At 71.1% G+C, this 12,686-nt stretch carries 13 protein-coding genes; 2 read left to right on the top strand and 11 right to left on the bottom strand.

What is annotated here, in order from left to right; translation table 11 throughout:
* Positions 1-12 precede the first annotated feature (12 nt).
* From ACFFR3_RS18680 to tdh, 4 genes are all read right to left on the bottom strand, one after another.
* Positions 13-141 carry a hypothetical protein gene (locus ACFFR3_RS18680; RefSeq protein ID WP_345391112.1) on the bottom strand — a complete coding sequence of 43 codons (129 nt, stop codon included), beginning with the start codon at positions 139-141 and terminating at the stop codon, positions 13-15.
* 63 nt (positions 142-204) lie between these two features.
* The gene (locus ACFFR3_RS18675) at positions 205-1,107 is read right to left on the bottom strand and encodes a LysR family transcriptional regulator (protein WP_345391109.1); all 903 of its coding nucleotides are present in this window, start codon (positions 1,105-1,107) and stop codon (positions 205-207) included.
* 62 nt (positions 1,108-1,169) lie between these two features.
* Positions 1,170-2,345, bottom strand: coding sequence for a glycine C-acetyltransferase (locus ACFFR3_RS18670; protein ID WP_345391106.1), 1,176 nt, complete (start codon positions 2,343-2,345; stop codon positions 1,170-1,172).
* Complete coding sequence (gene tdh / locus ACFFR3_RS18665; protein ID WP_379483526.1) at positions 2,346-3,413, bottom strand: L-threonine 3-dehydrogenase; 1,068 nt, start codon at positions 3,411-3,413, stop codon at positions 2,346-2,348.
* A gap of 226 nt (positions 3,414-3,639) precedes the next feature.
* Between tdh and ACFFR3_RS18660 the strand changes: the two genes are divergently transcribed.
* Complete coding sequence (locus tag ACFFR3_RS18660) at positions 3,640-4,782, top strand: ROK family transcriptional regulator (protein WP_379483525.1); 1,143 nt, start codon at positions 3,640-3,642, stop codon at positions 4,780-4,782.
* Positions 4,783-4,885: 103 nt separating this feature from the next.
* Positions 4,886-6,076, top strand: coding sequence for a Gfo/Idh/MocA family protein (locus ACFFR3_RS18655; protein WP_379483524.1), 1,191 nt, complete (start codon positions 4,886-4,888; stop codon positions 6,074-6,076).
* A 42-nt stretch (positions 6,077-6,118) separates the two neighbouring features.
* Here the strand turns inward: ACFFR3_RS18655 and ACFFR3_RS18650 are convergent, their stop codons facing one another.
* The 7 genes from ACFFR3_RS18650 to ACFFR3_RS18620 form a co-directional block, all read right to left on the bottom strand.
* Positions 6,119-7,186: an SPFH domain-containing protein gene (locus ACFFR3_RS18650; RefSeq protein WP_364377413.1), complete on the bottom strand. Its 1,068-nt coding sequence runs from the start codon at positions 7,184-7,186 to the stop codon at positions 6,119-6,121.
* A 3-nt stretch (positions 7,187-7,189) separates the two neighbouring features.
* Complete coding sequence (locus ACFFR3_RS18645) at positions 7,190-7,621, bottom strand: NfeD family protein (protein ID WP_364377411.1); 432 nt, start codon at positions 7,619-7,621, stop codon at positions 7,190-7,192.
* Positions 7,622-7,694: 73 nt separating this feature from the next.
* Positions 7,695-8,864, bottom strand: a complete 1,170-nt coding sequence (locus ACFFR3_RS18640) for a L,D-transpeptidase (RefSeq protein ID WP_379483523.1) — start codon at positions 8,862-8,864, stop codon at positions 7,695-7,697.
* A gap of 73 nt (positions 8,865-8,937) precedes the next feature.
* Positions 8,938-10,041: a fumarylacetoacetase gene (gene fahA, locus ACFFR3_RS18635; RefSeq protein ID WP_345391094.1), complete on the bottom strand. Its 1,104-nt coding sequence runs from the start codon at positions 10,039-10,041 to the stop codon at positions 8,938-8,940.
* Complete coding sequence (locus ACFFR3_RS18630; protein ID WP_345391091.1) at positions 10,038-10,808, bottom strand: hypothetical protein; 771 nt, start codon at positions 10,806-10,808, stop codon at positions 10,038-10,040. The genes fahA and ACFFR3_RS18630 overlap by 4 nt, the downstream gene beginning before the upstream one ends.
* Entirely contained in the window at positions 10,805-11,974 is a 1,170-nt protein-coding gene (locus ACFFR3_RS18625) for a homogentisate 1,2-dioxygenase (protein WP_345391088.1), read from the bottom strand. Before ACFFR3_RS18625 ends, ACFFR3_RS18630 begins: the two co-directional genes overlap by 4 nt.
* Positions 11,975-12,053: 79 nt before the next feature.
* The gene (locus ACFFR3_RS18620) at positions 12,054-12,683 is read right to left on the bottom strand and encodes an IclR family transcriptional regulator (RefSeq protein ID WP_379483522.1); all 630 of its coding nucleotides are present in this window, start codon (positions 12,681-12,683) and stop codon (positions 12,054-12,056) included.
* Positions 12,684-12,686 lie beyond the last annotated feature (3 nt).

Below are 12,686 nucleotides of genomic sequence, written 5' to 3'. Positions count from 1 at the left end.
ACCTCTCGAAGATCACGCGATCGGGCAGCCGTACGCGCGCAGCGACTTGTCGTTCTGGCGGGTGATGTCCTCCTTCGCCATGGGCTCCTCGGAGACCGAGAGGGTGGCCACACCGGTCTCGGTGAGATAGCCGCCGTCCACGTGCCAGTCGCCGGGTACGGACGGACGCTCGGCGCCGCCGTCGTCGGATATGGGCGGAGTGTTTCAGCCCGTTCCGAGAGATTCGGCCACCTCGCGGAGCGCGGCGAGGAGCGGGCGCAGGAGGGGATGGACGTCGGAGCCCCGGCGTACGGCGGCGAAAACCCGGCGCTCCGGCCCCGGCGTGTGGCGCACGACGACCCCCCGCAGCGCCATGTCGCGCAGCGCCAGCCGGGGCACCAGCGCCACCCCGGCACCGGCCCCGACCAGGGCGACCACGGCGCGGAAGTCGTCGGAGCAGTGGACGAAGTCGGGCGTGAAGCCGGCCTGCTGGCAGGCGAACGTGATCACGTCGTGCACCGGGTTGCCCGGGTAGGGGCCGATCCAGGTCTCGGAGGCCAGCGAGACGAGGGCCGCCGAGCCGGCCAGCGGGTGGTCGTCGGGGAGCACCAGGTCGAACGGCTCGGCGTACAGGGGGTGGCGGGACAGGCGGCGGTCGGTGGCGTCGGGGCCGCCCCGATATTCCACCGCGATGGTCAGGTCAACCCGCTCGTCGAGCAGGATCGCCAGGCCCTGGTCGCCCTCGGCGTCGTGGACGCGGACCCGCACACCGGGCGCGGTGGCGCGCAGCACGGCGAGCGCGGGGGAGAGCACGGCGCTGATGGCGGTGGCGAAGCAGGCCACGGTGACCTCGCCGGCCTCGCCCGTCGTGTACGCCGCCACCTCCGCCTCGGCCCGTTCGAGCTGGGCCAGCACCTCGTTGGCGTGCGACAGCATGATCTTGCCGACGGCGGTGAGGTGCACGCCGCGCCCGTCGCGGTTGAGCAGGCGGTGGCCCACTTCGTGCTCCAGCGCGGCGAGCTGCTGGGACACGGCGGAGGGCGTCAGGTGCAGCGCGGCCGCGGCGGCGGTGACCGTGCCGTGGTCGGCCACCGCCCGCAGCGTACGCAGCCGCCGCGTGTCAATCACGCAGCGAGAATACGCGCATCGACGGCCCTCACGAGCCCCGGGCGGCCCCTCGGGGCCCGGGGTCAGGCGGCTGTGCGGGCCTGGGTGAACGCCTCGATCGCGCGCTCCACGTCCTCCGTGGAGTGCGCGGCGGACAGCTGGACGCGGATCCGCGCCTTGCCGTGCGGCACGACCGGGTAGGAGAAGCCGATCACGTAGATGCCCAGGTCGAGCAGGCGCTCGGCCATGGCGGCGGCCTCGGCGGCGTCACCGATCATGACGGGCACGATCGGGTGGTCGCCCGGCAGGATGTCGAACCCGGCCTTCGTCATCCCCTCGCGGAAGCGCGCGGTGTTGGCGCGCAGCCGCTCGCGGGCGTCGCTGGAGGTCTCCAGCAGGTCGAGGATGCGCAGCGAGGCCGACGCGATGACGGGCGCCAGCGAGTTGGAGAACAGGTACGGCCTGGACCGCTGCCGCAGCAGGTCGCAGATCTCCTTGCGGGCCGCGACGTAACCGCCGCTGGCCCCGCCGAGCGCCTTGCCCAGGGTGCCGGTGATGATGTCGATGCGGTCGGTCACGCCGTGCAGCTCGGGCGTGCCGCGCCCGGTGGGGCCGACGAAGCCGACGGCGTGGGAGTCGTCGACCATGACCATGGCGTCGTAGCGGTCGGCCAGGTCGCAGATCTCGCGCAGCGGCGCGACGTAGCCGTCCATGGAGAACACGCCGTCGGTCACGATGAGCCGCCGCCGCGCCTCCGACGCCTCCTTGAGCCGGGACTCCAGCTCGGTCATGTCGCGGTTGGCGTAGCGGAAGCGCTGGGCCTTGGACAGGCGGATGCCGTCGATGATGCTGGCGTGGTTGAGGGCGTCGGAGATCACCGCGTCCTGGGCGTCGAGCAGGGTCTCGAACACGCCGCCGTTGGCGTCGAAGCAGGAGCTGTAGAGGACGGTGTCCTCCATGCCGAGGAAGTCCGACAGGCGCGACTCCAGCTCCTTGTGCACCTCCTGGGTGCCGCAGATGAACCGTACGGAGGCCATGCCGAAGCCCCAGCGGTCGAGCGCCTCCTTGGCCGCATCGACCACCACCGGGTCGTCGGCGAGGCCCAGGTAGTTGTTGGCGCAGAAGTTGAGCACCTCGCGCCCGGCCACGCCGACCTGGGAGCTCTGCGGGGTGGAGATGACGCGCTCGGGCTTGAGCAGCCCGGCCTCGGTGATCTCGTCGAGCGTCGCACGCAGCTGCTCGCGCACGTTGGTGAACATTCAGGCGCTCCTGTTCGTGGTCGGGGCGGTGCCGCCGGCGTCCTCGCTCCAGTCGAGGATCACCTTCCCGGTACGGCCGCTCGCCGCCGTCTCGAAGGCGGCGTCGAACTCCTGGTACGGGAACCGGTCGGTGATCACCGGGCTGAGGTCGAGCCCCTTCTCCAGCAGGACGGACATGTTGTACCAGGTCTCGTACATCTCCCGGCCGTAGACCCCCTTGATGGTGAGCATGGAGGTCACCACCGTCGACCAGTCCACGGCGAACTCCTCGGCGGGCAGCCCCAGCATGGCGATCCTGCCGCCGTGGGTCATGCTCGCGATCATGTCGCGCACGGCCACGGGGTTGCCGGACATCTCCAGGCCCACGTCGAAGCCCTCGCGCAGGTGGAGCTGGCGCATGCCCTCGGCGATGGAGGAGCGGGCGACGTTCACGGCGAGGGAGACGCCGAGCTTGCCGGCCAGGTCGAGCCGCTCGTCGCTGACGTCGGTGATCATCACGTTGCGCGCGCCGACGTGGGTGGCCACGGCCGCCGCCATGAGGCCGATCGGGCCTGCGCCGGTGATCAGCACGTCCTCGCCGACGAGGGGGAAGGAGAGGGCGGTGTGCACGGCGTTGCCGAAGGGGTCGAAGATGGCGGCGATGTCGGGGTGGACGGGGTTGCGGTGGACCCAGACGTTGGTGGCGGGCAGGGTGACGTACTCGGCGAAGGCGCCGTCCCTGTTGACGCCGAGCCCGACGGTGTTGCGGCACAGGTGCCGGCGCCCGGCCATGCAGTTGCGGCACTTGCCGCAGACGAGGTGGCCCTCACCGCTGACGAGGTCGCCGACGGCGATGTCCTCGACGCCGGGCGCGACCTCGACGACGTGGCCGCTGAACTCGTGGCCCACGATGAGCGGCAGCTCGAGTGTGTGCCGCGCCCAATCATCAAATTTCCGGATATGCAGGTCCGTGCCGCAGATCCCGGTACGCAGGACCCGGATCTTCACCTCACCGGGCCCCAGCTCCGGCTCCGGCACGTCCACCAGCCACAGGCCAGGCTCGGCCTGGTTCTTGACCAGCGCTTTCATGACGTCGCTCCCCCTGTCACAACCTACTGACGAGCCCCGGCCCCGTCACCCCACCGCCCCGGGCGGGGCCGGCGAGCGGGCCGGACATGACGCGTCGCAACGCACTGTGCCGCTTCGGCTCGGGACGTGTCCATCGAGGAGTTCTTAAGTGCCCCCACAGCTTCGCTTCACGCGACCTCCGCACCTGGCAGAATTAGCCAACCGACTTGAGATAACCGGAGGACGGATGCGGCAGCAGAGCGGCGACGCCTCCCTCCTGCGCAGGCTCAACTCGGCGGCGATCCTGCGCGTCCTGCGCGAGAGCGGCGCGGCCACGGTGTCCGAGCTGGCGGGTGCGGCCCGGGTGTCCAGGCCCACGGCCGAGGTCATCGTCGACGACCTGGTGGCCGGCGGCTGGGCGGAGGAGTGCGGCGAGGAGCCCGGCGACCGCAGGCGGGGGCGGCCCGCGCGGCGCTTCAGGTTCAGGGCCGCGGCAGGTCACGTGGTGGGGGTGGGCATCGGGTCGTCCTGGCTGCGCGCGATGGTGAGCGACCTCGACGGCACGGTGGTGGCCGCCCGGCGCCTGCGCCACCACGCCTCGATGCCCGCCGCCGACCGGCTCGACGCCGTCGCGGGCCTGGTCGAGGCGGTGGCGGCCGATGCGGGGCTGCCGGTGTCCGGCCTGGCGGCGGTGGGCGTCGGCACCACGGGCACGGTCGACGGCGCCGGCCGGGTCGTCAAGAGCGTCGCGCTGGCCGGCTGGACGGGCCTCGACCTGCGCGGCGAGCTGGCCCACAGGCTGTTCGCCCCCGTGCTGGTCGAGAACGACATGCGGCTCGCGGTGCTGGCCGAGCACTGGCGCGGGCAGGCGCGCGGCCACGACGACGTGGTCTACCTGTTCACCGGCAGCAGGCTCGGCCTCGGCCTGCTCATCGGCGGCCGGCCGCACCGGGGCGCCCACACGGCCTCGGGCGAGATCGGCCGCCAGTCGGGCGACCACTGGCTGGCCCACCGGCACGTCATCGACTACGCGCTGGCCGCCGAGCCGGGGGAGATGCGCTCGCAGCGCGAGGCCGCCGAGTTCGCCGTCGAGCGGGCGCGGGCCGGTGACGAGCGGGCGCTGGCGGCCGTCCGCGCGTTCGCCCGTCACCTCGGCGACGGCCTGCTCACCGTGGTCAACCCGCTCGACCCCGAGCTGGTGGTGATCGGCGGCAGCCTGTCGAAGGCCGCTGACCTGCTGCTCGAGCCGATCGCGGAGCGGTTCGCGGACGTCTGCCTCTGCCCGCCGCCGGTGGTGGCCTCGACGCTGGGCAACGAGTGCGTGGTGCTGGGCGCGGTCAGGTGGGCACTCGATCACGCCGAGCGGCGCCTGTTTACGCTGCCCGCTTGACTATCGATTGCGCAATGTCGCGTGTTCGAGCCATGTATTGACCTTTTTCAGGAGATCATGCGAGATTAAAGCAAGCAACTTGGGTAATTCGGGGAGGACGTCAGTGGAAGACCTGCGCATCGGGGTCATCGGGCTCGGCCTGCGGACCAGCATCGCCCTCGCCGCCGACCGGCCCAGCGAGGGGACGGGCGAGGGAGCCGTGGTGACCGCCCTGTGCGACGCCGACCCCGCCGTGCTCAAGCGGCAGTCCGCGAAGTTCCCCGCGGCCGCCTTCCGCACCCAGGACCACCGCGAGCTGCTCGACCGCCCCGACCTCGACGCGATCGTGGTCAACACCCCCGACGACACGCACGAGCGGCTCGCCGTCGACGTCCTGCGCGCCGGCAAGGCCCTCTACCTGGAAAAGCCCATGGCCATCACGGTCGAGGGCTGCGACGCCATCCTGCGCACCGCCCGCGAGACCGGCACCAAGCTGTACGTCGGCCACAACATGCGCCACATGGGCGTCGTCCGGCTGATGCGCGACATCATCGCCAAGGGCGTCATCGGCGAGCCCAAGACCGTCTGGGTGCGCCACTTCGTCGGCTACGGCACCGAGTTCTACTACAAGGACTGGCACGCCGACCGCACCCGTACGACGGGCCTGCTGCTGCAGAAGGCCACCCACGACCTCGACGTCATCCACTGGCTGGCCGGCGGCTACACCACCCGCGTCAACGCGCTCGGCGACCTGCTGCTCCACGACGACCTGCCCCGCCGCGCCCCCGGCACGCTCCGGCCGGACGGCGAGTGGCTGCTGGCCGACGACTGGCCGCCCACCGCCCGCAAGGACCTCAACCCGATCGTGGACGTCGAGGACGTCTCGGTCATGAACATGCGGCTCGACAACGGCGTCATCGCCGCCTACCAGCAGTGCCACTTCACGCCCGACTACGTGCGCAACTACACGGTCATCGGCACCGAGGGCCGCCTGGAGAACTTCGGCGACGGGCCGGGCGCCACGGTCAAGGTCTGGAACACCGGGCCGACGGGGTACCGGGACGACTGCGACATCGCGTACAAGGTGCCGGAGGCGCAGGGCACGCACGGCGGCGCGGACGTGCAGATCATGTCGGAGTTCATCAGGTTCGCGCGCGAGGGCGGGGTGACCGACACCTCGCCGGTGGCGGCCAGGATGAGCGTCGCGGCCGGTTACCTCGCCACGATGTCGTTGCGCGACGGCGGCCGGCCGTACGACGTGCCGCCGCTCGACCCGGATCTGGCGGCGTACTTCGACGGCGGCCAGCAGGCATGAGAACGCCGCCCGCCGCAGCGGCGGGCGGCGTGTCGTGGCCGGTCAGCGGTGCTCGGCCTCGGTGGGCTTCTTGTCGAGGCCGGGGAACGGGGACGGCTCATCGGCGGCCTGGGTGAGCTGGCGCGGGCCGTTGGCCTCCTGGGCGTCGGCGACCGCCTCGGCCGCCGCCTCCGCCGCCTTGGCGACCTCCTCGTCCGCGGCGGAGGACTCGGGCAGGTCCTCCCTGGTCGCGGTGCGGGGCAGCGCCTCGGTGAACGCCTTGGAGACGCCCTGCAGCGCCGAGGTGACCTCGCTGGGGATCACCCAGAACGTGTTGCCGTCGCCCTGCGCGAGCTGCGGCAGCACCTGGAGGTACTGGTACGCGAGCAGCTTGGGGTCGGGGTCGTTGCGGTGCACGGCCTGGAAGACCTGGTCGATGGCCCGCGACTGACCCTCGGCCTCCAGGATCGCGGCGGTGCGCTGGCCCTCGGCGCGCAGGATGCGGCTCTGCTTGTCACCTTCGGCGGTGAGGATCTGCGACTGCCGCTGGCCCTCGGCGTTGAGGATCGCGGCCCGCTTGTCGCGCTCGGCCCGCATCTGCTTCTCCATCGCGTCCTTGATGGTCTTCGGCGGGTCGATGGCCTTGATCTCGACGCGGTTGACGCGGATGCCCCACTTGCCGGTGGCCTCGTCGAGCACGCCGCGCAGTTGGCTGTTGATGGTGTCGCGGGAGGTGAGCGTCTTCTCCAGGTCCATCGAGCCGACGACGTTGCGCAGCGTGGTGACCGTGAGCTGCTCGACCGCCTGGATGTAGTTGGCGATCTCGTACGCCGCCGCCCGCGGGTCGGTGACCTGGAAGTACAGCACGGTGTCGATCTCGACGACCAGGTTGTCCTCGGTGATGACCGGCTGGGGGCGGAAGGAGACGACCTGCTCACGCAGGTCGATCATGGGGTAGACGCGGTCGATGTACGGGATGACGAAGTTGAGACCTGGCTTGAGCGTGCGGTGATAGCGGCCGAGCCGCTCGACGTTGCGCGCCCTGGCCTGCGGGATGATGCGCACGGCCTTGAGCATCGTGATCACCGCGAACAGGATGATGAAGATTCCGACCAGCAACAGCGGGTCCATGGATCACTCCCGGGGATATACGAGGGCGGTGGCCCCCTCGATCTCGATGACGTCGACGGTCGCTCCTGCGGGAATCACCAGGGTCTCGTCGTAGGCGCGCGCCGACCATTCCTCGCCCCCGATGCGCACGCGACCGTCTCTGCCCGTCACCTCGGCGACGACGTAGGCGGGCTTTCCGACGAGTGCTTCCACGCCGAAACGCTGCAACGGCGGATGTTTGATATAGCGCATCGCGATCGGCTTGAGCACCAGCAAGCCGGCGGTGGACGTCACGGCGAAGAGGAGTAACTGCAGGGGAACGGGCAATCCGACGGCCGCGCCGGCAGCGGTGAGCAGCGCGGCGACGCCGAGCAGACCGAGGGACGCCGTCAAAGTGAAGATTTCGGCAACACCGAGGACGATCGCCAGGATTACCCAGATGATCCATTCGTCCATGTCCGGCCCTCCTCAAGGTATAACGGGCCTGCACTCTTATCTGGTTCCCCCACTGTCTACGGTAATCCTGATATCAACCACTCGGCACCATGGCGGCCGTGGTGTCCTTCCTCGGTAGTGCGCTGCCCTGGCGCCATTTCTCCCACGGGAGTTGCCAGAAACCCCATCCGTTGTGCCATTCGAGCGGCCGGTCGGTGCCGGTGATGAGCACCGGGTCGCCGCGCAGTGAGGTGGCGTAGAACCAGGCCGCCTGGTCGGGGCGGGCGTTGACGCAGCCGTGGCTGACGTTGGCCCGGCCCTGGGCCCACACGTTGTCCTTGGCGTGGACGTATTCGCCGCTGTCGGAGATGCGGACGGCGTGGTCGATCATCAGGTCGTAGTAGCCGGGGTCGCCCTCCTCACGGCCGGGGGAGATCATGCGGACCGGGTTGCCCTTGTCCATGGTCAGGTGCCAGCCGCTGGTCGTGGTGTATTCGACGGTGGTGGCCATGCCGGCGCTGATGGCCATGCGCTGGGCCACCCGCCCGTCGCGGGTGACGACCATCTGGTGGGTCCTGGTGTCGATGGTGCTGGTCTGCCTGCGGCCGACGGTGAAGGCGAAGGTGGTGTCGGTGGCGCCGTAGAGCCCGTCGCCCGCGCGTACGCCGGCCAGGTGGGCGGTGACGGTGACCTGCTGCCTGGGCGTCCAGAAGCGGCGGGGACGGTAGGCCACCCGAGTGTCGCCGAGCCAGCGCCACGCCCCCTCGACGGGCGTGGAGGCGCGCACTTCGAGCGCCTCTTCGACGGCGGCGCGGTCGCTGACCGGGGTGTCGAAGTCGATGATGATCGGCATGCCGACGCCGACGGTCTCGCCGGGCAGCGGCGTGATGCGGGCGACCTGGAACGTCGTGTCGACGGCGCGGGTGCGGACGCGGCCCATGGCGACGGTGGCGGGCGCGCCCTCACGGGTGGCGGTGGCGGTGACCGTGTATTCGGTGGCGGGCTTGAGCGTCCAGTCGGTGCGCCACGTCGTACGCGACCCGTCGAGCCGCCCCGGCACCGGCTCGCCGGCCTGGTAGACGAGCACCTGGCTGAGCGTGCCGCCCTGGGCCCTGACGACCAGGCCGCGGTCGGGCCGCGCCCGCTTGGTGTCGAACGGCGGCCAGACCCGCACGACGGGCGGCGCGGAAGGCGTGGCCGCGGTGACGGACGTGCAGCCGCAGACCAGGAGGAAGGCGACACAGAACATCGCGGCACGACGCATGTGACTCCTGCTTTCCGAGGGAGAGGGAGCTCCCAGGGTAGCGGTGAGTCACTGTGCAAGCACGTCGAGTCACTTATCCGACAGTTCCGGAAACCTCCCCCAAGGTCACCCCGCCGGCGGTGGCCCTGATCGTGACCGTGTCGCCGTCCTGGAGGAACGTCCGCGTCTCGCCGCCCCGCAGCTTGATCGGGTCGGTTCCGTTCCAGGTCAGCTCCATGAGCGAGCCCCGTTGGTCGCGCTCGGGGCCGGAGATCGTGCCGCTGGCGAACAGGTCGCCCGTCCGCAGCGTGGCCCCGTTCACCGTCATGTGCGCGAGCATCTGGTCGGGCGTCCAGTACATCCCCGCGTAGGGCGGCCGGGAGATCACCTCGCCGTTGAGCAGCACCTCCAGCGTGATGTCCAGCCCCCAGTCCGCCCGGCGGCGCAGGTAGGGGGCGGGCTCGGGGTCCTGGGCCCGCCCGGGGACGCGCGGCAGCGCCTCCAGCGGCGTCACCCACGGCGAGATCGACGTGGCGAACGACTTGGCCAGGAAGGGACCCAGCGGGACGTACTCCCACGCCTGGATGTCACGCGCGCTCCAGTCGTTGACCAGCGTCACCCCGAACACGTGCTCGTCGAACGACCCCGCCGGCTCGCCTGGCACGGTCGGCACGCCGACCACGAACCCCAGCTCCGCCTCGATGTCGAGCTTCTCGCACGGCCCGAACCTGCCGGGGCCGAGCTGCCCGCTCGGCCGCCTGACCCGCGTGCCCGACACCACCACCGTGCCCGCCCTGCCGTGGTAGCCGACCGGCAGGTGCCGCCAGTTGGGCTGCAGCGGCTCCTGGCCGGGGCGGAAGATCTGGCCGATGGCGCTCGCGTGCTCGATCGAGCAGTAGAAGTCGACGTAGTCGGCCACCTCGAACGGCAGGTGCAGGCGCACCTGGTCGAGCGGGATCAGGTGGGCCTCGGTGACGGACAGGTCGGTGGTCAGCTTGTTGCGGATCAGCTCCCTGGTGGCGTGCCAGGCCGCGCGGCCCCGCGCCATGAACGGGTTGAGCGAGGGCGCCGCGAACACCTCGTCGTGCAGCGCGGGAGCCAGGTCGAGCACCTTGTCGCCGTACCTGACGCCGACCCTGGGCCGCTCTCCCGGGCAGGAGAAGACCCCGTAGGGCAAATTGTCCACACCCCAGCTCACCGATCCTCCTCCTCGATCAGTCCGAGCGCGCACAGGTCGTCGAGCGGCGCGGTGGTGTTGCAGGAGCCGTAGCTGACCAGCAGCCGCCTGGCGCGGGCGGCCGTCTCGTCGGACACCGCGTGGGCCATCTGCACGAGGCGGCCGACGTCGGTGGAGCGCAGCACGGGCGTCGGGTCGCGGCCCTCGACGGCCTCGCAGACGGCCAGCAGCAGGTTGAGGAAGCCGTGGCGGTCGACGCCGAGCGAGGGGTCGAAGTGGCGTACGGCGTGGTGCAGCCCGGCCGTCGCCTTGAACGGGATGCCGTTGTCCGCGCACGACTTGATGAACTGCGCGAGGTGCTCGACCGGCGGGAAGTCCTCGGCCGCCGCGCCGCCGCAGCGCACCTTGAGCCCGGTGCCGGGTGGCAGGTCACCTGCGGTCTTGTGCGCGGGCACCTCGGCGAACAGCCGCACGCCTTCCGGCAGCCCGAGCCGGTCGGCCAGCGCCTCGATCGTGCTGTCGGGCGGCAGCTTCGTCTCGACGAAGTCCACCGGCAGGTCGCCGAAGTCGGGCAGGTCGGCGGTGTCGGCGATGAGCCCGATGCGGCGCGGCCGGTAGTCGGCGCCGCGCAGCCGGTCGAGCCGGCTGGCCGGGCAGAGGAAACGGTGGGTGAGCACGTCGCTGCCGTGCTCAAGGTCGCGCCGGTTGCGGGCCAGCGCCTCGGTCATGTGCAGGGACGACGGCGGGAACAGTCCGGCGTCGTCGACGAGTGCGGCGTAGAGCTTCATCGTGCCCAGGTCCAGGCGTATCCGGGGTCCTCGCAGGACAGAGCGCCCTGTCCGAGGTCGAGCGGGCGGAACGTGTCGACCATGACGGCCATCTCGCTCGTCACGGTGACGCCACGCGAGACGGCGTCGATCACCGCCTCCACGGCGCCGGGCTGCGGCCCATGGGTGAACCCGGCGGGATGCAGCGAGATCGACCCGACGTCGATGCCGGAGCCGGCCCGCGCGGAGTAGTCGCCGCCCACGTAGAACATGAACTCGTCGGAGTCCACGTTGTGATGGTTGTACGGGATCGGAACCGCCTCCGGGTGATAGTCGAGCGGCCGGGGACAGAACGAGCACACCACGAACCCGGGCCCCTCGAAGGTCTGGTGCACGGGCGGTGGCGCGTGCGTCTTCTTCACGATCGGCTCGAAGTCCTCGATGTTGAACGCGTACGGGTAGAGGTAGCCGTCCCAGCCGACCACGTCGAACGGGTGGTGGCGGTAGACCAGCCTGGTCAGCCCGCCCCGCGTGCGGACCAGCACCGGCACCTCCTCGCCCGAGACGATGTGCGGCTCGGTGGGCGCGCGCAGGTCGCGCTCGCAGTAGGGGGCGTGCTCAAGGAACTGGCCGTACTGCGACAGGTAGCGCTTGGGCGGCCTGATGTGCCCGGACGCCTCGATGGCCAGCACGTTGACCTGCCCGTCGGGCACCCAGCGGTGGATGGTGCCGGTCGGGACGATCACGTAGTCGCCCTCGCCGGCCTCGATCACGCCGTACGTGGACTCGAAGCGGACCCGTCCCCGCTGCACGTACACGCATTCGTCGCCCATGGAGTTGCGGTAGAGCTCGCTCGGCCGGTCGCTGGTGGCGTACGACAACCGGACGTCGGCGTTGCCCGCCAGCACCATGCGCCCGGTGACGAGGTCGCCCGCACTGGCCAGCTCCTGAGTGCGGAAGTGGCGGGGCGAGAGCGGCAGGTTGGGCCGCAGTGTCGGCTCCAGGGCCGGGGTGACGGCGTCGGCCTTGACGATGGCGGTCGGCAGGTGGCGGTGGTAGAGCAGCGAGGAGTCGGACGAGAAGCCCTCCTCGCCCATCAGCTCTTCGGCGTAGAGGCCGCCGTCCGGCCGTCTGAACTGCACGTGCCGTTTTCGCGGCACCTCTCCCACAACGCGGTAGTACGGCATCCACCCCTCCACTGCTGTCCGGTTATCGGACGGAAGTGTCCTCTATCTGGAACCACCGTCCGCCATGGGCCTGGAGAAGTCAACTCAACTCAGCAGCCAGCTCGGCGGCGGCCGCAACCACGCGCGGTCCCGTGGACTCCTCCAGCGGCCCGAACGTCACCACCCCCACCGACGCCTCCAGCCACGGCAGCCCGGTGACCGGCGCGGCGACGCCACGTGCCCCTTCCTGCAACTGCCCCTCCGTGACGAAGTAGTCGTGCCTGCCCTGCCGCAGCGCCAAGATGGCCTGCCCCGCCGCGCCTCTGCCCAGCGGATGGCGCGAGCCCTCCCGGTAGGCCACGTGCATGTCGGTCCACGACGGCTCCACGACCGCCACGGCCAGGCCGTCGTCGCCCTCGGCCACGGTCAGGTGCGCGGTCGCGCCCACCTGCTCGGCCAGCCGCCGCAGCGTGGGCGTGGCCGCCGCGCGCAGCAGCGGCTGCACGGCCTGGGCCAGCGCCAGCACCCCGAACCCGAGGTGCACCCGGCCCTCGGCGTCCCTGCGCACGAAGCCCTCGCCCTGCAGCGTCGTCAGCAGGCGGTAGACGACGGGCCTGCTCAGCGACAGCTCGCCGCTCAGCTCGGTCGGCGTGCGCCCGCCCTTCCCGTCGGCGAGCAGGCGCAGCAGGCGGAGCCCGCGTTCGAGGGTCTGAGCGGATTCTGCGGCCATACG

This window comes from Nonomuraea salmonea, from assembly GCF_042428605.1.
Taxonomy (GTDB): Bacteria; Actinomycetota; Actinomycetes; order Streptosporangiales; family Streptosporangiaceae; genus Nonomuraea; species Nonomuraea salmonea.
This window is presented reverse-complemented; position numbering and strand designations above follow the sequence as displayed.